We start from the raw sequence: 21,951 nt of genomic DNA on the forward strand, positions 1-21,951 counted from the left end.
GAAACAACCCAGACCGCCGGCTAAGGTCCCAAAGTTCTGGTTAAGTGGGAAACGATGTGGGAAGGCTCAGACAGCTAGGATGTTGGCTTAGAAGCAGCCATCATTTAAAGAAAGCGTAATAGCTCACTAGTCGAGTCGGCCTGCGCGGAAGATGTAACGGGGCTCAAACCAGGCACCGAAGCCGCGGATTCACACTTATGTGTGAGTGGTAGGGGAGCGTTCTGTAAGTCTGCGAAGGTGTATCGAGAGGTATGCTGGAGATATCAGAAGTGCGAATGCTGACGTAAGTAACGATAAAGGGGGTGAAAAGCCTCCTCGCCGGAAGACCAAGGGTTCCTGTCCAACGTTAATCGGGGCAGGGTGAGTCGACCCCTAAGGCGAGGCCGAAAGGCGTAGTCGATGGGAAGCAGGTTAATATTCCTGCACGACTTGTAATTGCGATGGGGGGACGGAGAAGGCTAGGTGGGCCAGGCGACGGTTGTCCTGGTGAAAGTGCGTAGGTGGTGTTTCTAGGCAAATCCGGAGACACAACACTGAGACACGAGACGAACGCACTACGGTGCGGAAGCCATTGATGCCCTGCTTCCAGGAAAAGCCTCTAAGCTTCAGATTACAAGTCATCGTACCCCAAACCGACACAGGTGGTCGGGTAGAGAATACCAAGGCGCTTGAGAGAACTCGGGTGAAGGAACTAGGCAAAATAGAACCGTAACTTCGGGAGAAGGTTCGCTCTTGACAGTGAAGTCCCTTGCGGATGGAGCAGTTGGGAGTCGCAGTGACCAGATGGCTGGGACTGTTTATCAAAAACACAGCACTCTGCAAACACGAAAGTGGACGTATAGGGTGTGACACCTGCCCGGTGCCGGAAGGTTAATTGATGGGGTTAGCGCAAGCGAAGCTCTTGATCGAAGCCCCGGTAAACGGCGGCCGTAACTATAACGGTCCTAAGGTAGCGAAATTCCTTGTCGGGTAAGTTCCGACCTGCACGAATGGTGTAACCATGGCCATGCTGTCTCCACCCGAGACTCAGTGAAATCGAATTCGCCGTGAAGATGCGGTGTACCCGCGGCTAGACGGAAAGACCCCGTGAACCTTTACTACAGCTTGGCACTGAACATTGAACCTACATGTGTAGGATAGGTGGGAGGCTTTGAAGGCGTGACGCCAGTTGCGCTGGAGCCGTCCTTGAAATACCACCCTTGTATGTTTGATGTTCTAACGCAGGGCCCTGAATCGGGCTCGCGGACAGTGCCTGGTGGGTAGTTTGACTGGGGCGGTCTCCTCCCAAAGAGTAACGGAGGAGCACGAAGGTTGGCTAATCCTGGTCGGACATCAGGAGGTTAGTGCAATGGCATAAGCCAGCTTAACTGCGAGACGGACAGGTCGAGCAGGTACGAAAGTAGGTCATAGTGATCCGGTGGTTCTGAATGGAAGGGCCATCGCTCAACGGATAAAAGGTACTCCGGGGATAACAGGCTGATACCGCCCAAGAGTTCATATCGACGGCGGTGTTTGGCACCTCGATGTCGGCTCATCACATCCTGGGGCTGAAGTCGGTCCCAAGGGTATGGCTGTTCGCCATTTAAAGTGGTACGCGAGCTGGGTTCAGAACGTCGTGAGACAGTTCGGTCCCTATCTGCCGTGGGCGTTGGATGATTGAAGGGAGTTGCTCCTAGTACGAGAGGACCGGAGTGAACGAACCTCTGGTGTTCGGGTTGTCACGCCAGTGGCACTGCCCGGTAGCTAAGTTCGGAATCGATAACCGCTGAAAGCATCTAAGCGGGAAGCGAGCCCTGAGATGAGTCATCCCTGACCCCTTGAGGGTCCTAAAGGGCCGTTGGAGACCACAACGTTGATAGGTGGGGTGTGTAAGCGCAGTGATGTGTTGAGCTAACCCATACTAATTACCCGTGAGGCTTAACCATACAACACCCAAGAAGTGTTCTAAGGCTTGTAGCAAATACGAACGAATTACTTACGTCAGCTTTCTCAGATTGAAGAATTTGCCTGGCGGCCATAGCGCCGTGGAACCACCTGATCCCATGCCGAACTCAGAAGTGAAACGCGGTAGCGCCGATGGTAGTGTGGCATTCGCCATGCGAGAGTAGGACACTGCCAGGCACCCAATACAAGAAACCCCGCTCATCGAGCGGGGTTTTTTATTGCCTGCAATTCAGAAAATCGTCAGATAACTGACCTTTTATTCCCTCTTCCCTGCCGTTTTCTCCATTTTTCCTCCTCGATTTTCTTCGGTTCTGCCATCGCCGCTGGCGGTGGTTGTCGTTATAATGGCCGCCCTCAAGCAAGGTGGTGGTATGAAAGCAGAATATCTACAGCGATTCGGGGGCATTGCCCGTCTTTATGGTCAAAACGCCCTGCGTTCCTTTAGCCAGGCGAAGGTCTGTGTTGTGGGGATCGGTGGCGTGGGCTCCTGGGCGGCGGAGGCGCTGGCACGCGCCGGTATCAACCAGATCACCCTGATCGACATGGACGATATCTGCATCACCAACACCAATCGCCAGATCCACGCCATGAAGGGGACGGTCGGTCGCCTCAAGACCGAGGTGATGGCCGAGCGCATTCGCGCCATCAATCCGGATTGCGAAGTGATCGAGGTAGACGATTTCGTCACCGCCGACAATCTGGCCGAGCATATCAAGCGGGAGTTTGACTATGTGGTGGACGCCATCGACTCGGTCAAGGCCAAGGTGGCGCTGATTGCCTTCTGCAAGCGCAACAAAATCCCGGTGATTGTAGCGGGTGGTGCTGGCGGGCAGATGGACCCGACTCAAATCAAGGTGGCCGATCTGGCCAAGACTATTCAAGACCCGTTGGCGGCCAAGGTGCGCTCCGACCTGCGCCGGTTGCACAACTTCAGCAAGAATCCGGCGCGCAAATTCGGTGTGGAGTGTGTCTTCTCAACCGAGCAGCTGAGTTATCCGGATGGCAATGGCGGTACCTGTCAGGCCAAGGCGGCCAGCGACGGCAATATGAAGATGGATTGCGCCTCCGGCTTTGGCGCTGTGACGCCGGTGACGGCAACCTTTGGGCTGATTGCCGCGTCCCGGGTATTGAAGAAAATTGCCGAGCGGGGCGCCAGAGCCGAGAAAGAGGCCGGGAATGAAAACGCCGGGTCGATTAGCGAAGCGTAATCGACCGATGAACAAGGCGGGTTAGACTACCTGCTCCCGGATCGCCAGTACGATCGCTCTGAGCCCGTTACCTCGTGACGGGCTCAAGTGTTTCTCAAGCCCCAGTTCGGTAAAATACCCTTCCATATCAAAAGCCTGGATCGCCGCAGACGATTGGTGGTTAAGCGCCGCCAGCACGATAACGATCAGCCCGCGCACGATCCGGGCATCGGAATCACAGGCAAAATGCCAGCAGCCATCCTCGCTTTGTTCTCCCTTCAGCCAAGCCTGGCTTTCACACCCCTTGAGGCGGAACTCTTCCTGCTGCCATTCGCAGGGTAGAACCGGTAACTGCTTGCCGAGCTGGATGATGAGCCGGTACTGGTTCTCCCAGCCGTGAGCGGCGGCAAACTGCTGGCGGATGATGTCGGCGTTGGGCTCAAGGCCAATCTGGGTATAGCTTGCTAGGTCACTCATTCGGTTGTCTGCCTTAGAAGAAGTCACTGAGTTTGTGCAGGGCGGCCAGCAGGGCGTCGACATCATCCCGATTGTTGTAGCAGGCCAGCGAGGCGCGCATGGTGCCGCCGATACCGAGCGACTCCATCAGCGGCATGGCGCAGTGATGGCCGACTCGCAGGGCGATCCCCTGCATATCGAGCAGGGTGGCGGCATCCTGCGGGTGGATGTCGTCGAGCAAGAAAGAGACTGCACCGGCGCGCTGATTGGGTTCGCCGATCAGACGCAGCCCCGGTACCTGTTGCAGACCTGCGACCAGATAGTCGGTCAGCGTCTCTTCATGCTTGGCTAATGAGCTCCGGTCTTGCTCCATCACAAAGTCGATGGCGGCGGCAAGGCCGATAGCGCCAGCGATATGGGGTGTGCCCGCCTCGAACTTGAAGGGCAGGGTATTGAAGGTGGTGCCGCTGAAACTGACCCGATCGATCATCTCGCCACCTGCTTGCCAGGGCGGCATCCGCTCCAATAGCTCGGTGCAGCCCCACAGCACGCCGATGCCGGTCGGGCCATAGAGCTTGTGACCGGAGAAGGCGTAGAAGTCGCAACCGATGGCCTGTACATCCATCTCGAGATGAGCCACCGCCTGGGCGCCGTCGATCAGGGTCAGAGCGCCGACTGCCTTGGCCGCTGCCACCATTTCTTTGACTGGATTGACGGTGCCAAGGGCATTGGAGACGTGGGCCACACTTACCAGCCGGGTCCGTGGCCCCAGCATAGCGTGATAGGCGGCCAGCTCGAGATCGCCCCGCTCATCGAGGGGGATAACCCTGATGACTGCGCCGGTGCGCTGGGCGACCAGCTGCCACGGGACGATATTGGCGTGGTGCTCCAAGGTGCTGAGAATGATTTCATCCCCCGCCTTGAGCTCGCTCATCCCCCAGCTCTGGGCTACCAGATTGATCGCTTCCGTGGTGCCGCGGGTCCAGATCACCTCTTGGCTGCGGGGGGCGTTGATGAAGCGGGCGACCGTTTCGCGGGCAGCTTCGAAGGCTCGGGTGGCACGGCCACTCAGGGCGTGGGCAGCACGGTGCACGTTGGCGTTGTCGGCCCGATAGTAGTGAACGATGGCATCCAGTACCGCTTGCGGCTTCTGGGTGGTGGCGGCGTTGTCCAGATAGACCAGAGGGTGGCCGTTTACCTCCTGCGCCAAGGCCGGAAACTGGCTGCGCAGCTGGTCGTGCTGTTGCTGATTCATGCTCCCCTCACTATCTGGAAAAAGTCATCACTCGAAAGGTCGGCCATGATCCTGAAAATAGCGCCCGAACACAAGGCGTGATAAGCCCGATTGGCGGTTGCCTGCCGTGCAGCAGGTACGGCTCGTCGGGTGATTTCTGGTACAATGCCGCCCCTCATCATAAGCCAAGAGATCCGGCCCATGAAGCTCAACCCCAATCAGAACGAAGCGGTCAAGTATGTTTCCGGCCCTTGCCTGGTGCTTGCGGGTGCCGGATCGGGCAAGACCCGCGTCATCACCAACAAGATTGCCTATCTGGTGCAGCAGTGCGGCTACAGCGCCCGCAACATAGCTGCGGTCACTTTTACCAACAAGGCGGCGCGGGAGATGAAGGAGCGGGTCGGCCAGACCCTGGGACGTAAGGAGGCGCGGGGGCTGATGGTCTCCACCTTCCATACCCTGGGTCTCGATATCATTCGTCGGGAGCACAAGAGCCTGAATCTCAAGGCTAACTTCTCCCTGTTTGATGACACCGACCAGCTGGCGCTGCTGAAAGAATTGACTGAAGACGAGCTCGACAACGACAAGGACAAGCTCTCGGCCCTTATCAGCCAAATCTCCAACTGGAAGAACGACCTCATCCTGCCCGCCCGCGCCATGCGTATCGCCCGCGGGCCGGAAGAGGTGCTGATGGCCCAGCTCTACGAGCGCTATCACCGCCAGATGGTGGCCTATAACGCGCTGGATTTTGATGACCTCATCGTGATGCCGACCCTGCTGCTCAAGAGCAATCAGGAGGTGCGCGAGCGCTGGCAGAACAAGATCCGCTATCTGCTGGTCGATGAGTACCAAGATACCAACACCAGCCAGTACGAGCTGGTGAAGCAGATCGTCGGCGAGCGCGCCCGCTTTACCGTGGTGGGGGATGACGACCAGTCGATCTACTCCTGGCGTGGGGCCAAGCCGCAGAATCTGGTGCTGCTGAGCGAAGATTTCCCCAGCCTCAAGCTGATCAAGCTGGAGCAGAACTACCGCTCCAAGCGGCGGATCCTCAAGTGCGCCAACATTCTGATCGCCAACAACCCGCACGTCTATGACAAGGCGCTCTTCTCCGAATTGGATGAGGGGGTGAAGCTCAAGGTGCTGTTCGCCAAGAACGAGGAGCACGAAGCGGAGCGGATCGCCGCCGAGATGATGGGCCACAAGTTTATGAACCGCACCCGGTTCAAGGATTACGCCATCCTCTATCGGGGCAACCATCAGTCGCGCATCTTCGAGAAGGCGTTGATGACCAACCGGATTCCTTATCGCATCTCCGGCGGCACCTCGTTCTTCTCCCGCACCGAGATCAAGGACATCATGGCCTACCTCAAGCTGCTGGTGAATCCGGATGAGGACACCGCCTTCCTGAGGGTGGTCAACCTGCCGCGTCGCGAGATCGGCCCCACTACCCTCGAAAAACTGGGTCAGTATGCCAATCAGCGCGGCAAGAGCCTGTTTGCCGCCAGCTTCGAGCTGGGGCTCGAGCAGCACCTCTCTGGGCGGGGCCTCGTGGCCCTGCAGGCCTTCACCAACTGGCTGGTACGCCTTGGCGATCAGGCGCTGCGTGGCAATCCGGTGGAGGCGGTGCGGGACATGATCAAGGAGATCCACTACGAAGAGTGGCTCTACGAGACCTCCCCCAGCCCGAAAGCGGCCGAGATGCGGATGCAGAACGTCTCCACTCTGTATCGCTGGATCACCGAGATGCTGGAAGGGGATGAGCTGGAGGAGTCGATGACGCTGGCACAGGTGGTCACTCGCCTCACCCTGCGCGACATGATGGAGCGCAACGAAGGGGAGGATGATGCCGATCAGGTGCAGTTAATGACCCTGCATGCCTCCAAGGGGCTGGAGTTCCCCTATGTCTACATGGTGGGGATGGAGGAGGGCTTGCTGCCCCACCAGACCAGCATAGATGAAGACAACGTCGAGGAGGAGCGGCGTCTCGCCTACGTGGGGATCACCCGGGCTCAGACCGAACTGACCTTCACCCTCTGCAAGGAGCGGCGTCAGTTTGGCGAGTCGGTACGGCCAGAGCCGAGCCGCTTCCTGCTGGAGCTGCCGCAAGATGACCTTGAATGGGAAAACCAGAAGAAGGTGACTGCCGAGGAGCGCCAGCAGAAGGGGCAGGTTGGTGTTGCCAACCTGCGGGCGCTGTTCAAGAAGGATTAATCCTAAGGATTGGCCGGGGTCAGTAGCGGTACTATGTCTGCTCCCGGCATGGGCGGTGAGATATAGCGCCCTTGCCCCATCCGGCAGCCGATATCAATCAGCTTCTGCAATTGCTGCTGGTTCTCGATCCCCTCGACTACCAGGGTGTAATCGAGATCCTGACAGATATCCCGCATGGCGCGGATCAGCGCCAAATCTTTGGGCGATTGCAGCATCCGCTGGGTAAAGCTGTCATCCACCTTGATGTAATCCACCGGGAAGTGGAACAGGGCGTTGAGGGAGGAGAAGCCGGTGCCGAAATCATCGAGGCTGATCTGGATACCCTTGGCGCGCAGCTCGTGCAGCGACGCCAGTGCATCGGAATCTTGTCGCGACAGTTCCCGCTCGTTGAATTCAAAAATCAGATAGCCTGGGGCGACCCCTTCCTCTTCGATGATCCCCATCAGTCGCATGATGTGGTCATGGTTGACCAGATGCTTGCCCGACAGATTGATGGCGACCTTGAACTTGCTCTGCCCGGAGATTGGCAGCCAGTTTTTCAGTTGCTGACAGGTGTGGCGCAGGATCTGGTAATCCAGCTCCAGAATCAGGCCGCACTGCTCCGCCAGCGGAATAAAGTCGAACGCATCCTTCAGAATCCCCTCCTCGGTCAGCCAGCGCGCCATCACCTCCAGTCCGGTCAGGCGGCTATCCTGCAGCCGGATCACCGGCTGGAAGTAGGGGACGATACGCCCCTCCCGCAGGGCTCTGGCCAGCATCTCTTCCGGCGAATTCCAGTTCTGGTTGATGCAATCATCCGAGTAGCTGACGATGCGACTGCGACCATTGCGCTTGGCCTGATACATGGCCAGATCGGCCTGATGGAGCAGCTGGCTGATATCTGAGGTTTGCTCGGAGACGCTCGATACCCCAAGGCTGACGGTAATGCTCAGCTCGTTGCCGAGTAGCCGGAACGGGTAGGAGAGACGGCTGATAATGCGGTTGAGCACCGGGCTGATGTCATCGTCGCTCTTGCTGCTGTCCAGATAGATGACAAACTCGTCGCCCCCCAGTCTGGCCACCAGATCGTTTTGCCGGATGCAGGTTTGCAGGCGGCGGCTCACCTCCTTGAGCAGCTGATCGCCAGCGCTGTGGCCCAGGGTGTCATTGATCTGCTTGAAGTGGTCCACATCGATAAAAATTACCGCAAATCCCGGCGATTTGTAGCGGTTGTAGTGGGTCATGGCGTGGTTGAGGTGGTTCATCAACAGCGCGCGGTTGGGCAGTTGGGTCAGCGGGTCGTGAAGCGCATCGAATTGCAGCCGCCGTTCCAGCTCCTGATGCTGCTTGAGCTGCTTTTGCAGCCTGAGGTTGGTTTGACGCAGCTGTTGCAGCCGTTGGTTGATGGAGTCTTCGGTATTGATGTCGTTGAGCTGCTGGCGGATCCGTCTCAGCTCCAGCAGCAGGGTGAGCTGACCACGCAGGAAGTCGAGAAACAGCTTGTCGTCGGTCTCCAACGGTTGAGCCGTGCTGATGATGAAGTGGGCGAAGTACTGTTGTTGCAGCCGCAGCGGCATGCTGTGCCAGTAGCGTGACTCCCTGCTCACCTCGATATTGCTGGTGCTGTGGCATAAGCCGCTGATGAACTCGTCTCCCTGATGGGGATGGGCGGGGTAGATCTTTTCCAGCTTCTGACTGGTTAGCCTGACCAGCAGCATGTCCTCGATGGTGAGCATCTGGCACAGTACCGCTTCCAGCTGGGAGAAGAGCGCCTGAGCCGGCAGGGTATTGGCGAGCCGCATGATGCGGCTGATGCTCTCGATTTTCTTTTTCCAGTTCGGGTCTTTGCGGATCAGCGGTGAAGGGAGCTCGGTGAGATGGGATCCCGCCTGGGTTTCGGTCAGCCGTTTGGCCAGACACTCCAGCAGCAGACGCAGGGTCGGCAGGTCGGCAGGGGTGCCGCGAGCCAGCAACCACTGTATCTGGCCATGCTCAATGGGGAAGACGCACCACCCTTCGGCCTCATCCAGCTGGGTGAGCTGATCGGTGATGCGGGACTGCTCACGGCCCAGCTGTTGCTTGAAGATATCGCTGACCTTGTAGGCGTAAAGCCAGTTCAGACCGGTATCGGAGAGGCCCAGCATGCCGAAATGTTGCAGCGGGCAGAGTTGGTCAATCTGCTGGATCAGGGAATCGTAATCGTCAGACGTGGCGGTTTGTGACGCCGGGAAGTCCATAATGGCAGAGACCAACGCCAACAGAGGAGTTGAGTAGTGGGGTTCGATGGATTGGGACGACATGTGCAACTCCCGATATGTCTACCTTACAAGAGTAGTCGGAAGCCGATAGATTGAAAGGGCCGCAATTGCGGCCCTTTCAAATACTTACAGCTTGTCGATCATGTAGTGGATGGCGTTTTCAATCTCTTCATCACTACAGTTCGCACAGGTGCCGCGCGGAGGCATCATGCCGGACTTGCCGGTAAAGCCTTCAATGGCATGTTTCTTGAGAGTATCAATGCCCTGGGCGATGCGAGGATCCCAGGCTGCCTTGTCACCCCGTTTGGGGGCACCAGCGGCGCCGGTGTCGTGACAGGCAAAGCAGGCGCCCTTGTATACCGTTTCGCCATCGCGGGGACCGGAAGAGGCGGCCGCCGTCGGTGCAGCACTCGCGCCGGCAATACCTTCCAGATCCTTGGCGGTATAGACCTGACCGATTGGTTTGATCCGCTCGGCAATAGCCTCCGGTGACATCTCATCGGCAGCAAGCACTGCCCCAGACAAGCTGGCGGCCGTCATCCCGACAGCCAGCAAATAGCTCAGTTTTTTCAACACGCTCATATACTCCCAGCAGTCTTTTATTATCCATGTAAACGACGGGATTATAACCGAATAGTTACAGCCATTTAAACGCTTGTGTGTGAAGTGTTAAACACTCTGCGTACAAAGTTTTGGGCGATCTCACGGCAATTCTGGTGGTGGAGATAAAAAGAAACCCGGCATTCGCCGGGTTTCGAGTAACCAAAGGGTGAAAAGGGTTATTTATCCCAGCTCAGGATCACCTTGCCGGAGTGGCCGGAGCGCATCGCATCGAACCCCTGCTGGAATTCGTCGATGTGGAATCTGTGGGTGATGATGGGGGAGAGATCTAGCCCTGACTGGATCAGGCTGGCCATTTTGTACCAGGTCTCGAACATCTCGCGGCCATAGATCCCTTTGATAAACAGCCCCTTGAAGATCACCTTGTTCCAGTCGATGGCCATGGTGGAGGGGGGGATGCCAAGCATGGCGATCTTGCCGCCGTGGTTCATCTTGTCGAGCATCTCCTGGAAGGCGCTCGGGACGCCGGACATCTCCAGCCCCACGTCGAACCCTTCGGTCATGCCCAGCTCGCTCATCACGTCGGCCAGCTTCTCCTTGGCCACGTTGACCGCGCGGGTGGCGCCCATCTTGCGGGCCAGCTCCAGCCGGTATTCGTTGACGTCGGTGATCACCACGTGGCGCGCACCCACATGGCGGCAGACGGCGGCGGCCATGATGCCGATGGGGCCAGCCCCGGTGATGAGCACATCTTCACCCACCAGATCGAAGGAGAGGGCGGTGTGCACCGCATTGCCGAACGGGTCGAAGATGGCAGCCAGCTCGTCCGGGATGTTGTCCGGCAGCTTGAAGGCGTTGAATGCGGGGATCACCAGATACTCGGCAAAAGCGCCCGGGCGGTTGACGCCAACGCCAATGGTGTTGCGGCAGAGGTGAGTGCGCCCGGCGCGGCAGTTGCGGCAGTGACCGCAGGTGATGTGCCCTTCGCCGGAGACCCGATCGCCGATAGCGAAGCCGCGCACCTCCTGACCGATGGCGACCACTTCGCCGACATATTCGTGGCCGACCACCATGGGTACCGGAATGGTCTTCTGGGACCACTCGTCCCAGTTGTAGATGTGGATATCGGTGCCGCAGATGGCGGTTTTGCGGATCTTGATCAGCAGGTCGTTGTAGCCGAGCTCGGGGGCTGGCACATCCGTCATCCAGATGCCGACCTCTTTGTGCAGTTTGGAGAGTGCTTTCATGGCTGTTCCTTCAATATGAATGCAGAAAAAAGGGGCTGCAGCCCCTTGATTCAAATCAGATAACGCCGAGTTCACGGCCGATGCGGATAAAGGCGTCGATCGCCTTGTCCAGCTGCTCGCGGGTGTGAGCGGCAGACATCTGGGTGCGAATGCGCGCCTGGCCCTTGGGCACGACCGGGAAGGAGAAGCCCACCACATAGATGCCGGCTGCCAGCATGCGGCTTGCCATTTCGGAGGCCAGTTTGGCATCCCCCAGCATCACCGGAATGATGGCGTGGTCGGCACCAGCCAGAGTGAAGCCGGCGGCACTCATCCGCTCGCGGAAGTAACGGCTGTTCTCTTTCAGGCGGGCACGCAGGTCGTGACCTTCCGCCAGCATGTCGATCACCTTGATGGTGGCGGCGACAATAGAGGGGGCCAGCGAGTTGGAGAAGAGGTAGGGGCGGGAGCGCTGACGCAGCCAGTCGATCACCTCTTTCTTGCCGGAGGTATAGCCACCGGACGCGCCGCCGAGCGCCTTGCCCAGGGTGCCGGTGATGATGTCGACCCGCTCCATCACGCCGCAATATTCGTGGGTGCCACGACCATTTTCGCCGATAAAGCCGACGGCGTGGGAGTCATCCACCATCACCAGCGCATCGTATTTGTCTGCCAGATCGCAGATGGATTTGAGGTCGGCGATGACCCCATCCATGGAGAAGACACCGTCGGTGGCGATCAGCTTGAAGCGGGCGCCATCGGCGTCAGCCTGCTTGAGCTGGGCTTCCAGCTCGGCCATATCGTTATTGGCGTAGCGATAACGCTTGGCCTTGCACAGTCGCACGCCGTCGATGATGGAAGCGTGGTTGAGGGCATCGGAGATGATGGCATCTTCGGCGCCGAACAGGGTTTCAAAAAGACCGCCGTTGGCATCGAAACAGGAGGAGTAGAGGATGGTGTCTTCGGTGCCGAGGAAGGCAGACATCTTCTGCTCCAGCGCTTTGTGCTGATCCTGGGTGCCACAGATGAAGCGCACCGAGGCCATGCCGAAGCCATGGCTGTCGAGTCCCTGATGGGCGGCAGCGATCAGATCCGGGTGGTTGGCCAGCCCAAGATAGTTGTTGGCACAGAAGTTCAGTACCTGCTCACCGCCGACGGCGATGCTGGCCTGCTGGGCGGAGGTGATGATGCGCTCCTGCTTGTACAACCCTTCAGCTTGCACCTGGTTCAGTTGCTCGGTCAGGTGACGATAGAATCCGTTAGACATCCTCGATCCTTAGTGGCTATTTCAGCTGCGTATCAACAGAGGGCGACATTTTACTGCAATCTGTTGCGGTAAATTCAAATGATTGTGCTGATATTCAACAAATGTGAAACAGATCTCACCCAGCTGGTTGGGCCAGCTGACGGTAGTGCTGCTCCAGCTGCTGGATCTGTCCGGCCACCTGGGGTTGCACATAGGGGCGCAGCAGGAACAGCACCTTCAACACGCCTTGATAGAGCAGCGGTTTGGTGATGCGGGTGTTGGGGGCCTGGGCAATCTGGAACGGGATCCAGCAGGTCACCACCATCTTGATGGTCTGTCCCAGATCCGGCAGGTCTTCATCGCTGACATCGATAATGCCCCCTTCGCGTAGGCTTCTGAGCAGTGTGACCACGGAGGAGCGCATCTGCTCCTGGGCCTTGAGGTACTTCTGTTGCAGCGGTTCGTCACGGCTCAGGATGTCCGGCAGGTTGGCGTAGAAGAAGCGGAACTGCCACATCAGATAGAAGATGGCATCCAGATAGCCCATCAGATCCTGCAGGGTGATTTCACGATTGCGGGTCGGCACGAAGCTCTCGCTCAGGTGTCGGGCATACTGGTCGAAGATGGAGTGGATGATGTCTTCTTTATTGCGGAAGTGGTAGTAGAGGTTGCCCGGGCTGATGCCCATGTGCGCCGCAATATGGTTGGTGGTGATGTTGCGTTCACCCTGATCGTTGAACAGCTCGGTCGCGCTGTGAATGATCCTGTCTCTGGTTTTCATCACTCATTCCTCCAACAGGTTCCGCTCGGGGCAGTTTTGAACAAGGTCGAATCCCCGGACGGCCCGTGATAAACTTTTCGGCAATTTCAAATTGGCTCACTATACACAGCTTTAACAAGCAGTCACATGTAGCCATCAACGTACGAGAGGCAAACTCCATGATCGTAGTAACTGGCGGTGCTGGCTTTATCGGCAGCAATCTGGTCAAGCAGCTGAACGCTCAAGGACGGACCGATATCGTGGTCATTGATGACCTGACCGACGGCACCAAGTTCGTCAACCTGGTCGATCTGACCATCGCTGACTACATGGACAAAGACGAGTTTCAGGCTCGGATCGTCTCCGGTGACGAGTTTGAAGAGTGGGACAACGGCATCGAGGTGATCTTCCACGAAGGCGCCTGCTCTGCCACCACCGAGTGGAACGGCAAGTTCATCATGGAGGTCAACTACGAGTACTCCAAGGATCTGTTCCACTACTGCATCGAGCGTGAAATCCCGTTCATTTACGCCTCTTCTGCCGCGACCTACGGTGGCCGCAACGACAACTTCATCGAAGATCCCAAGTTCGAACAGCCGCTCAACGTCTACGGCTACTCCAAGCAGTTGTTTGACCAGTACGTGCGCCGCTGGATGCCGGAGATCAACTCTCAGGTTGTTGGCCTCAAGTACTTCAACGTCTACGGCCCGCGCGAACAGCACAAAGGCTCCATGGCCTCCGTTGCCTTCCATCTCAACACCCAGGTGAAGAAGGGCGAGAATCCCAAGCTGTTCGAAGGTTGCGATGGCTTCCCGAACGGTGGTCAGATGCGTGACTTCATCTATATCGACGACGTCTGCAAGGTAAACCTCTGGTTCTGGCAGCACCCGCAGCACTCCGGCATCTTCAACTGCGGTACCGGCCGTGCCGAGCCATTCCAGAACGTGGCCGAAGCGGTGATCAAGCATCATCAGAAGGGTTCTATCGAATACATCCCCTTCCCGGATCACCTCAAGGGTCGCTACCAGAGCTTCACCCAGGCTGACATGACCAAGCTGCGCAGCGTGGGTTATGACGCCGAGTTCAAAACCGTTGCCGAAGGGGTAGCGGATTACATGGCCTGGCTCAACCGCTAACAGGTGAGCACAACGCGGCAGTTTGAGCGCAAAACCGGAAGTGGGCACTCGCCTGCTTCCGGTTTCTGGTCTCTGTGGCTGCTTGCCGTTCCTCTCTTCTCTACCGGGTAACCGCGCGATGAATATATTGATGGCACTCTCCCAGCTCGAGGTAACGGGAGCTGAGGTCTATGCCACCACGGTCGGTAACGAACTGACCCGGCGTGGTCACAACGTCTTTTATGTATCAGATACCCTGACCAAGCCGACTCTTGGCCCAGTCTTCAAGCTGAGATTCAACAAGCGCAGCATCTTGCGCCGTTTCTGGCACGTCTTCTACCTTATCTATCTCATCAAAAAGCACCATATCCAGTTGGTGCATGCTCACTCCCGCGCCTCCGGCTGGAGCAGTTATGTGGCCTGCAAGCTGACTGGCACCCCGATGATCACCACGGTTCATGGTCGCCAGCCGGTGCACGCTTCGCGCAAGGCATTCCATGCTCTCGGCTATCGGGCAGTTGCCGTTTGTGAGGATATTGCCCATCAGATTGTCGACAATCTGGGGGTCGATCCCGCGATTGTGCAGGTGCTGCGCAACGGTATCGAAACCGACAAATTCCAGCCTGTGCCTGCGCCGGATAATCCAAAGCCGGTGATTGCCATCATTGGCCGTTTGAGCGGCCCCAAAGGGGAGCTCTGTTACCGTCTGCTCGACGAGGTACTCGATCTGGATGCCTGCAAGGTGCGGATTGTCAGCGGTACCAAGGTTCCGGAGCGCTTTGCCCGTTTCGAAGGCCGTGCCGAGTTTGTTGGGTACGTCGATGATGTTCCCGCTCTGCTGGCTGGCAGCGATTTGGTGATAGGTGCCGGTCGGGTGGCGATGGAAGCACTGCTCTGTGGTCGGCCCGCCTTTGCCATTGGTGAAGCCAGGGCCATTGGTCTGGTGACCGAACAGAATCTGGACGAGGCGCTGGCGAGTAATTTTGGCGATATCGGCCCCAAGGATCTGGCTATCGATTTTGCTGCCCTGAAGGGAGAAATCGAGACCGCCTTGGCCAGCAAGACGGTGCCGGAAGTCATTCGCCAACGCATTCAGGATGAGTATGGCTTGCAGGGGGTGGTCTCCGGCCTCGAAGCCATCTATCAGGATGCTGTAGTCGAAACCCTGCGCCGCGAGATGCCGGTTATCATGTACCACCGTTTTATCGAGCAGGATAGCGAGAAAGGGGTGCATGGCACCTGGATGCCGATCACCATGTTCGAGAAGCATCTGCGACTGATGAAGTGGCTAGGCTACGAAACACTGACTTTCCGCGATTTGGCGGACAAAGGCTTTATCCACCGTCTGCAATACGGCAAGAAGTACCTGATGATCACCGCCGATGACGGCTATCAGGACAACCTGACCCGCATGCTGCCACTGCTGGAAAAATATGGTTACAAAGCCGTGGTGTACGTGGTCACCGGTGAAGGCTATAACCGTTGGGATGTGGAGCATCCGACCAATCCGGACACCAAGGTCTCATTGATGAGTGGTGAGCAGGTCAAGGCGCTGGCCGCCAGCGGTCATGTGGAAATTGGTGGCCATACCCTGACTCACCCCCGCTTGAGCAAGCTCACACCCGAACAACAAGCCCATGAAATTCAGGAGAATAAACGCCAACTGGAGGCCCTGCTTGGCCATCCGCTGCTCTCGTTCGCCTACCCTTACGGAGATATGAACGAGAGTGCCAAGGAGCAGGCTATCGCCGCTGGGTATCGTTTTGCCGTCGCTACCAATAGCGGCCCCAAAGCGATGCACCAGGACCCTTTCCAGATCCGCCGGATTGCTATCTTCCCCCGAACCGATGTGTTCGGATTGTGGCGCAAAATTCGCGGGAATTATGTGTTCAGGAAGTGAACTGATAGCTTCCTGCCATACTCAAGGTAATTAATAGGTATGACAGACTCTATAAAGCGATACTTGGAGAGTGAGCGTTGCTCATCATTAATGTTTCTCTCCATTATATGCTACGTGATGTTTAAAGATTCATTTCAGGTTGTTGGCGATTTCTTTCAAACCGTTATGATTATTGGTGGTTTGGTGGCAATAGCAGTGTATCGGGATTTTTTTTCCAGAAATGTAGTATTTTGGTTGCTGGTAATTGGAGGAGTAATTCAGTTCGCAAGCTGGTTTATGTCAACTAGAACTATACCTGAACTCGCACAGCCTACTCCTAATCTCAAACCGTTTTCTTATTTAATGGTGTTTCTTGTCGTGGCTTTTTGGCTAAAGGGGTCACTTAAGCGATCTATAGTGACACTACTTGCATTTTCTGTTGGTAGTGTTTTTACGTTGTTTTATTACTCTGATTTTTTTGAACAATTTATAATTGGAATGCACGGTAGTCGAGTAGACTTTGGCTATAGAAATGCGCAGCATGGTTCCTTGATAATAGGCGCAGCTTTCATTTGTACACTTTGGTTTATATATACTATTGCGCCACGAAAAATAAATAACAAAGGTATTGTTGTTTCAATATCATGTTTGTTTTTGGTTCTTTTAGGGGCATTGTTGATGATGTTACAGTCAAGACAATCTTGGCTGGCAGTGTTCATATCTATATTTTTGATACCATTGTTGTATGCTTATTTTAGAGACAGGGTTTCACTCAGAAAGATTATCATGCTATATGGTATATTATTCGCCATCGGAATTCTCATATATCATGTTGATTTTGTTCATAATCGTATTTATGCTGGCTTTTCACATCCAGGTGATTTACATAACATGTTATCAGGGAACTGGCGGGAGGTGAAAGATATAAGTATTGGTGTCAGGCTACAGACATGGCTGGAGGCGATTAATTGGTTTTATTCTCATCCTATTTTTGGTACCGGTGATGGCAGTCGTTCTTTAGTGATTACTCAGTCAACTGTTTTGCCTGACTATATTAAGGCGGAATTTAGACATCTGCATAATTCAAATTTTGAAACTGCAGTTTCTTATGGTGCAATGGGGCTCGTATTCACCTATGTACTGATGTGTTATCCTGTATACAAGGCTGTGAGGAGTAATGCTCCTACCTTAATAAAAGGTATTGCCATTAGTTTCTTGATCTATTGGCTAATAATTAACAATTTTGAATCGTTCTTGTATATGCGTTCAGGTCAATGGGTTTTCAATACGTTTATGGGAACAGTGTATTCATTTGCATTATATAGTGACTTTCTTGAATATCAATCTCGCCGAAATAAATTGGACGAATATAATATATGAAAATTTTTATTGTCAGCTTAAAAAATGCTGAGTCTCGCCGTGAGCGAGTTAAGCGAGTTTTGGCAGAACTTGATGTTGAGTTTGAATTTTTTGATGCAATAAATGGTTTTGCTGGACTGCCCGAAAGATTACAAGGGTGTCCGGATGATATGCACCGAAAATTATTAAGAAGTCGTCCACTGACTCCTGGTGAGAAAGGCTGCTATGCAAGTCATTATTTACTATGGGAGAAATGCATAGAGCTAAATGAGCCGATAATTGTCCTTGAGGATGATTTTCTACCGACAAGATATTTCTGTGATATATTCGAAGCCCTACCTAAACTACATGAAAAATATGAGTATTTGAAGCTGGAGCCGCAGATCGGTGACGCGACGGTACTGGAATATGAGCATGGAATACAAACAATACTCTGGCATAACAATGTTAGGTGGACGACGGGATATAGTATTAATCCTGAAGGAGCCAGAAAGCTGGTTGATTGCAGTAGCAGATGGCTATGTTCAGTAGATAACTTTATTGGTGAGTCATATCGACACAAAGTCCAGTCAGTCGGTGTGCTACCATATGCAATATATAGTCCCGGTGATATGGAGAGTGGAATTCAAAACAAGGTAGCCTTGGCTAAGGTGCCACTACTTTTTAAGGCATCTCGAGAAATATATAGATTTTATCGCTTTGTAAGAATGTATTTTTGGAATAAAAAATATAAAAATCAGAAGGGGTAACATGAAAACTACAAAAAATAATGTAGAAATAGGTTGTGATAAAATACATGCAATATGGTTGGGAGACCGCTTGCCACCACTTGCTCATGTATGTATTGATGATTGGAGTAAGCAGGGGTACAAATATAAGATATGGTTAGATTGTGACCCTAAAATAAAAAATTGGATCGCTGGGTGTGAATTTTCCAGGCGATGCTATGAAAAGGGTCTCTATGCTTTTGTGACTGATTATCTTCGCTTGAAAATTCTTGCTGAAGAGGGTGGTCTATATATGGATACGGATGTTACAATAAATAAAAATCCGTTTGCTATTTTCCATGGCTATAATTTTGGGGTTGGTTATGAAGAGGGTGATAGAATTGGTACGGCAATAATTTACGCCAAGCAGGATTCTTCTACATTAGCACGGTTGATCCATTTCTACGAGAATGAAATCATGAATTCAGAGCTCTATATGGGGCCTGATATTATGACCTATATTCTTAAAAATGAATCTATTGTGGAAAATGTTGGGGTTTTTGATAAACATTATTTTTATGATTATAGTGGCGAAAAAATAAATTATACTCCACACCCAGATAGATATGTAACACACTGGTTTCAACATAGTTGGAAACGCTCAAACGGATTAGTATTCCTGAAATCAAAACATAAGGGTATGTTGGGGTTTCTATATGAATATCAAAAAGAGCTATTTCGCTTCAGGAGTTAAGGAATGATACACTTTTTGCATTCATTCTTAACGCTTGATGTCGATGATAAAATGTGAGTTGCAGTTGGGAAACATTGGTGAATAACTGTTAAAGTTCCAGTCAAATTTTTCTGGTTGGTATGAATTTGATGGTTGTGTTTAGTGAGCGCTACAGCAAGATGATGTTTGGGGCCGTTATTTTGTCTGGGCTGATGTTATCTTGGTTGTTCTTTAGCCACCAACTCCTCACCGGCGACCAGACCCAGATGCTCTACAAAGGGTACCTTGGGGCTTATGAGGGGGTCTGGCTCAGCTATGGCAATGCGGCGAGTGCGGTGGGCAATGTGCCGGGGAGTTTGTCGGCCTGGCTGATTGGCGGGCCGCTGTTGCTGTGGGATTCTCCCTATGCTCCCATGGTGTTGCTGCTGGCGATGCGGTTGGTCGGATTCCTGCTGTTTGATGCAGTGATCCGTCAGGTGTTTGATGACAGGGTACGTCTGCTGTTTCTGGTGCTCTGCTGGCTCAACCCCTGGTTCCAGTACGAGAGTCTGCTCTACAACCCCTCCTATCTGTTCCTTTTCTCGGCCATGCACTGCTGGTCTGCCTGGCATATGCGCGAGCGGGCCTCCTTCTGGCACATGATCGTTCACCTGCTGGCCATCGGCATGGCGATGCAGCTGCACTACTCTTGGCCACTGTTGGCTGTAATGTCCACCTATCTGTTCTGGCGCCGCATTCTCAAGGTGAGCTGGAGCGGGGTGGTGGTGGCTACCCTGCTGATCGGTGCCTCCCTGATCCCTTACGTCATGGAAGTGATGAGCAACAGCCATATCACCCAGAACGTCGATCCCGAGGCGCGCCAGCGCTATATCGGCTGGGGGCTGGTGCATGTCTATCCGGTGCTGAAATCAGTGCTCTACTGGCTGCGCTACGGCTCCTGGCTGTTTGCCAGCAAGCTGGTCAACGACACCCAGTTCATCTGGCTGGCGGGACACGAATACCTGCAGATGGCGGCCATCTGGCTGTGGCGGGTGGTGATCTACGGAGTGGGCTCGGCCACCGTGCTGCTGGCAGCAAAGGCCAACTGGCAGCTGTGGCGTGAACTCAAGCCGCGTCTGCTGCGCAGCGACCGTGCTCCAGTGGATGGTGAAAGCTGGCTCGGCCTCTATGCGCTGGCGGCGGTGCTGGCGGTGCTGGTGAGTGCGGCGCTCTCGCCCATCATCTTCAACTACTGGCACCTGATGCTGATCTTCCCCTACGCCCTGTTCCCGATCCTGCTGTTGCTGGTGCGCTGGAGCCGCCGTTATCCGCAGTGGGTTGGCAAGGGGCTGCTGGCGGCAACCCTGTTCTGCACCGCGGTGAACCTGATCGCGGCGTGCGACAGCACCAAGTTCTCCTATCAGGCGGACTACAAAACCCAGGTGCTGGAGTATCTGCAAGAGATGAAGCTGCAACCCAAGCAGTGAGTCATCCACGGCCAGCTCCCCGATCTCGGGGGGCTGGCTATCACTATTCGAAACGGTCCATATGGGCGAAGTTTTTGGCTTCGGCAACCCAACCCTCACGCCCCTGCTTGTCCCGAATTTTTACCCACCACTGGTTCTGCGGTGACCGGCCGTATCTGATCTCTTTGCGCGCATAGTCATAATCGAGAATGTAGGTTTTGCCCTTGTACCAGAACAGGCTATTGCCTTCGCCCAGTCCGCCGAGGATATAAAGCGTTTCCCCTGCCTTCATATTCAACAGCGGCCCTTTTCCCTCCTTGCCATAGCCCAGCTTGACCGATCTGAGTATCTCGACGATCCCCGGTTGTTCGGTAATGACGACCCCGGTCAGCCCTTCCACCTGCTGGCCGCGGGGTAGCCGGAACAGCGCTTTGGCCGTCAGGGATGGCTCGGCTCTGACGATCACCTCTTGCTTGGTAGTCCACGACTGATAGGTACAACCTTCAAACGGGCAGCGACCCCAGTCGTAATAGGGCAGGCGCGGCTTTTCATCAGAACTTACAGTCGCAGCAAACAACGACAACAACAGCAAAAACAGTCTCATGAATCTACCTGTCCGGCGGGGCGCTCATCCGCCGGTTTGATGAATGGGGCCGCACTATATCTCAAGAGACCAAAATCCATCAAAGCCGCGGAAGTATTGATTTTCACCGCAATAAAATGGGTGGTCGATGGCCATGAAAACAGGGGGCACAAGAGGCCGACGCGCGGCAGGAGCGGATAGCCCGCCCCTTTGCCTTGTGCCATGCTGATGGCTATCAGGGCATCGGGTCGTCACCTATGGGCATCTCTCGTTCGGGTATGCGTTTGTTATTACTGCTATCGGCACTTCTTCTCCCTCTTATGACCATCAGCCAAGCCGTGGCGGCCAATGCGCCACTGCGGGGATGTGTCTTCCAGCTGGCGCCGCTGGTCACCATCGATCAGCAGGGCGAGGTCTCCGGGCCGGTGATCGACTACTTTCGCCGTCATATCGAACCCGCGATCGGGCGTACCATCGAGTGGCAGGGGCTCAATGTGGCGCGGCTGCTCAGCAACCTCGAGAGCGGCGAGTGCGATCTGACCCCGCTGCTGAGTTACAGTCCCGAGCGTGCTAGTCATTTCCGCTATATCGACCCCCACCTGTTGCTGCTGCGACCAGTGCTGGTGGTACTGGTGCCATCGCGACTTCACGCGGTTGAACGGCAAGAAGATCTCTACGGCACCACCATCGGCTGGTCGAGTCAGGCGATCGTGCCGCCGCTGTTGCAGCATCCGCAGATCCACATCGACACCCTCTCCCAGCTCAGCTGGGAGCATGGCAACATGCAGAAGTTGCTGCGTGGGCGCATCGATGCCGCGCTCTTCTCCAACGATATTTCCGCCAACCATTTTCGCGCCAAGCTCCCTGCGGCGACCCGCCTCATCTACCTGCCGGTCACTCCGCTGCAGGTGCATATCGTGCTGAACAAGTCGTTGGGAGATGGCAATCCCGAACTGGTGCAACATATGCGTCAGATAGTGGAGCGGGTGCCGCTCGCCTCGCTGGTGGAGTCAACCCCGCGGCTGTGGGGGCATTGAGAGGGGGTTGCGTGCAATAATCTACAAG

At 55.0% G+C, this 21,951-nt stretch carries 17 protein-coding genes and 2 rRNA genes (1 of these 19 cut by a window edge); 11 read left to right on the forward strand and 8 right to left on the reverse strand.

What is annotated here, in order from left to right; all coding sequences use genetic code 11:
* From I6L49_RS16205 to tcdA, 3 genes are all read left to right on the forward strand, one after another.
* Nucleotides 1–1,925, forward strand: a 23S ribosomal RNA gene (locus tag I6L49_RS16205) (it extends 965 nt beyond the left edge of the window).
* Nucleotides 1,926–2,006: 81 nt separating this feature from the next.
* Nucleotides 2,007–2,121 (forward strand): 5S ribosomal RNA (rrf, locus tag I6L49_RS16210).
* 194 nt (nt 2,122–2,315) lie between these two features.
* Nucleotides 2,316–3,152: a tRNA cyclic N6-threonylcarbamoyladenosine(37) synthase TcdA gene (tcdA, locus tag I6L49_RS16215; protein ID WP_216949928.1), complete on the forward strand. Its 837-nt coding sequence runs from the start codon at nt 2,316–2,318 to the stop codon at nt 3,150–3,152.
* A 21-nt stretch (nt 3,153–3,173) separates the two neighbouring features.
* Here tcdA and I6L49_RS16220 read toward each other — a convergent pair whose 3' ends face one another.
* Nucleotides 3,174–3,608: a SufE family protein gene (locus tag I6L49_RS16220; RefSeq protein ID WP_216949929.1), complete on the reverse strand. Its 435-nt coding sequence runs from the start codon at nt 3,606–3,608 to the stop codon at nt 3,174–3,176.
* A 13-nt stretch (nt 3,609–3,621) separates the two neighbouring features.
* Nucleotides 3,622–4,842: an aminotransferase class V-fold PLP-dependent enzyme gene (locus tag I6L49_RS16225; RefSeq protein ID WP_216949930.1), complete on the reverse strand. Its 1,221-nt coding sequence runs from the start codon at nt 4,840–4,842 to the stop codon at nt 3,622–3,624.
* Between the two features lie 180 nt (nt 4,843–5,022).
* On the opposite strand from I6L49_RS16225, the gene rep reads away from it, so the two are divergent.
* The gene (rep, locus tag I6L49_RS16230; RefSeq protein WP_005340859.1) at nt 5,023–7,035 is read left to right on the forward strand and encodes a DNA helicase Rep; all 2,013 of its coding nucleotides are present in this window, start codon (nt 5,023–5,025) and stop codon (nt 7,033–7,035) included.
* A gap of 2 nt (nt 7,036–7,037) precedes the next feature.
* Here rep and I6L49_RS16235 read toward each other — a convergent pair whose 3' ends face one another.
* From I6L49_RS16235 to I6L49_RS16255, 5 genes are all read right to left on the reverse strand, one after another.
* Nucleotides 7,038–9,314 (reverse strand): bifunctional diguanylate cyclase/phosphodiesterase, encoded by a 2,277-nt coding sequence (locus I6L49_RS16235; RefSeq protein ID WP_216949931.1) that lies wholly within the window; start codon nt 9,312–9,314, stop codon nt 7,038–7,040.
* Nucleotides 9,315–9,398: 84 nt separating this feature from the next.
* Nucleotides 9,399–9,854: a cytochrome c5 family protein gene (locus tag I6L49_RS16240; RefSeq protein WP_041234042.1), complete on the reverse strand. Its 456-nt coding sequence runs from the start codon at nt 9,852–9,854 to the stop codon at nt 9,399–9,401.
* Nucleotides 9,855–10,051: 197 nt separating this feature from the next.
* Nucleotides 10,052–11,080: an L-threonine 3-dehydrogenase gene (gene tdh / locus I6L49_RS16245; RefSeq protein ID WP_216949932.1), complete on the reverse strand. Its 1,029-nt coding sequence runs from the start codon at nt 11,078–11,080 to the stop codon at nt 10,052–10,054.
* Between the two features lie 55 nt (nt 11,081–11,135).
* Entirely contained in the window at nt 11,136–12,326 is a 1,191-nt protein-coding gene (locus tag I6L49_RS16250) for a glycine C-acetyltransferase (RefSeq protein ID WP_127007235.1), read from the reverse strand.
* A 115-nt stretch (nt 12,327–12,441) separates the two neighbouring features.
* Nucleotides 12,442–13,086, reverse strand: a complete 645-nt coding sequence (locus I6L49_RS16255) for a TetR/AcrR family transcriptional regulator (RefSeq protein WP_216949933.1) — start codon at nt 13,084–13,086, stop codon at nt 12,442–12,444.
* 158 nt (nt 13,087–13,244) lie between these two features.
* Between I6L49_RS16255 and rfaD the strand changes: the two genes are divergently transcribed.
* The 6 genes from rfaD (at nt 13,245) to I6L49_RS16285 (ending at nt 20,324) form a co-directional block, all read left to right on the forward strand.
* Nucleotides 13,245–14,201 carry an ADP-glyceromanno-heptose 6-epimerase gene (rfaD, locus tag I6L49_RS16260; RefSeq protein WP_164535774.1) on the forward strand — a complete coding sequence of 319 codons (957 nt, stop codon included), beginning with the start codon at nt 13,245–13,247 and terminating at the stop codon, nt 14,199–14,201.
* 118 nt (nt 14,202–14,319) lie between these two features.
* Entirely contained in the window at nt 14,320–16,080 is a 1,761-nt protein-coding gene (locus tag I6L49_RS16265; RefSeq protein WP_216949934.1) for a polysaccharide deacetylase family protein, read from the forward strand.
* Between the two features lie 39 nt (nt 16,081–16,119).
* Complete coding sequence (locus tag I6L49_RS16270; RefSeq protein WP_216949935.1) at nt 16,120–17,439, forward strand: O-antigen ligase; 1,320 nt, start codon at nt 16,120–16,122, stop codon at nt 17,437–17,439.
* Nucleotides 17,436–18,167 carry a glycosyltransferase family 25 protein gene (locus I6L49_RS16275; RefSeq protein ID WP_216949936.1) on the forward strand — a complete coding sequence of 244 codons (732 nt, stop codon included), beginning with the start codon at nt 17,436–17,438 and terminating at the stop codon, nt 18,165–18,167. The genes I6L49_RS16270 and I6L49_RS16275 overlap by 4 nt, the downstream gene beginning before the upstream one ends.
* A gap of 1 nt (nt 18,168) precedes the next feature.
* A complete protein-coding gene (locus I6L49_RS16280) occupies nt 18,169–18,879 on the forward strand; it encodes a glycosyltransferase family 32 protein (protein ID WP_216949937.1) in 711 nt (236 codons plus the stop codon).
* Between the two features lie 245 nt (nt 18,880–19,124).
* On the forward strand, nt 19,125–20,324 hold the full coding sequence (locus I6L49_RS16285) for a 3-deoxy-D-manno-octulosonic acid transferase (protein ID WP_216951672.1): 1,200 nt from the start codon (nt 19,125–19,127) through the stop codon (nt 20,322–20,324).
* A gap of 43 nt (nt 20,325–20,367) precedes the next feature.
* Here the strand turns inward: I6L49_RS16285 and I6L49_RS16290 are convergent, their stop codons facing one another.
* Nucleotides 20,368–20,907, reverse strand: a complete 540-nt coding sequence (locus I6L49_RS16290; protein WP_216949938.1) for a hypothetical protein — start codon at nt 20,905–20,907, stop codon at nt 20,368–20,370.
* A 299-nt stretch (nt 20,908–21,206) separates the two neighbouring features.
* Here I6L49_RS16290 and I6L49_RS16295 point away from each other — a divergent pair, with 299 nt between their 5' ends.
* Nucleotides 21,207–21,923, forward strand: coding sequence for an ABC transporter substrate-binding protein (locus I6L49_RS16295; RefSeq protein WP_216949939.1), 717 nt, complete (start codon nt 21,207–21,209; stop codon nt 21,921–21,923).
* Nucleotides 21,924–21,951 lie beyond the last annotated feature (28 nt).

Source organism: Aeromonas sp. FDAARGOS 1419, assembly GCF_019047045.1.
GTDB classification, from domain to species: Bacteria; Pseudomonadota; Gammaproteobacteria; order Enterobacterales; family Aeromonadaceae; genus Aeromonas; species Aeromonas veronii.

Bases quoted from the DNA above. Each gene is read 5' to 3' on its own strand.
- rfaD (WP_164535774.1), top strand. From the start codon at position 13,245: ATGATCGTAGTAACTGGCGGTGCTGGCTTTATCGGCAGCAATCTGGTC.
- I6L49_RS16225 (WP_216949930.1), bottom strand. From the start codon at position 4,842: ATGAATCAGCAACAGCACGACCAGCTGCGCAGCCAGTTTCCGGCCTTG.
- I6L49_RS16275 (WP_216949936.1), top strand. From the start codon at position 17,436: ATGAAAATTTTTATTGTCAGCTTAAAAAATGCTGAGTCTCGCCGTGAG.
- I6L49_RS16265 (WP_216949934.1), top strand. From the start codon at position 14,320: ATGAATATATTGATGGCACTCTCCCAGCTCGAGGTAACGGGAGCTGAG.
- I6L49_RS16280 (WP_216949937.1), top strand. From the start codon at position 18,169: ATGAAAACTACAAAAAATAATGTAGAAATAGGTTGTGATAAAATACAT.
- I6L49_RS16285 (WP_216951672.1), top strand. From the start codon at position 19,125: ATGCTCTACAAAGGGTACCTTGGGGCTTATGAGGGGGTCTGGCTCAGC.
- tdh (WP_216949932.1), bottom strand. From the start codon at position 11,080: ATGAAAGCACTCTCCAAACTGCACAAAGAGGTCGGCATCTGGATGACG.
- tcdA (WP_216949928.1), top strand. From the start codon at position 2,316: ATGAAAGCAGAATATCTACAGCGATTCGGGGGCATTGCCCGTCTTTAT.
- I6L49_RS16255 (WP_216949933.1), bottom strand. From the start codon at position 13,086: ATGAAAACCAGAGACAGGATCATTCACAGCGCGACCGAGCTGTTCAAC.
- I6L49_RS16235 (WP_216949931.1), bottom strand. From the start codon at position 9,314: ATGTCGTCCCAATCCATCGAACCCCACTACTCAACTCCTCTGTTGGCG.
- I6L49_RS16270 (WP_216949935.1), top strand. From the start codon at position 16,120: ATGACAGACTCTATAAAGCGATACTTGGAGAGTGAGCGTTGCTCATCA.
- I6L49_RS16250 (WP_127007235.1), bottom strand. From the start codon at position 12,326: ATGTCTAACGGATTCTATCGTCACCTGACCGAGCAACTGAACCAGGTG.
- I6L49_RS16295 (WP_216949939.1), top strand. From the start codon at position 21,207: ATGACCATCAGCCAAGCCGTGGCGGCCAATGCGCCACTGCGGGGATGT.
- rep (WP_005340859.1), top strand. From the start codon at position 5,023: ATGAAGCTCAACCCCAATCAGAACGAAGCGGTCAAGTATGTTTCCGGC.
- I6L49_RS16240 (WP_041234042.1), bottom strand. From the start codon at position 9,854: ATGAGCGTGTTGAAAAAACTGAGCTATTTGCTGGCTGTCGGGATGACG.
- I6L49_RS16220 (WP_216949929.1), bottom strand. From the start codon at position 3,608: ATGAGTGACCTAGCAAGCTATACCCAGATTGGCCTTGAGCCCAACGCC.
- I6L49_RS16290 (WP_216949938.1), bottom strand. From the start codon at position 20,907: ATGAGACTGTTTTTGCTGTTGTTGTCGTTGTTTGCTGCGACTGTAAGT.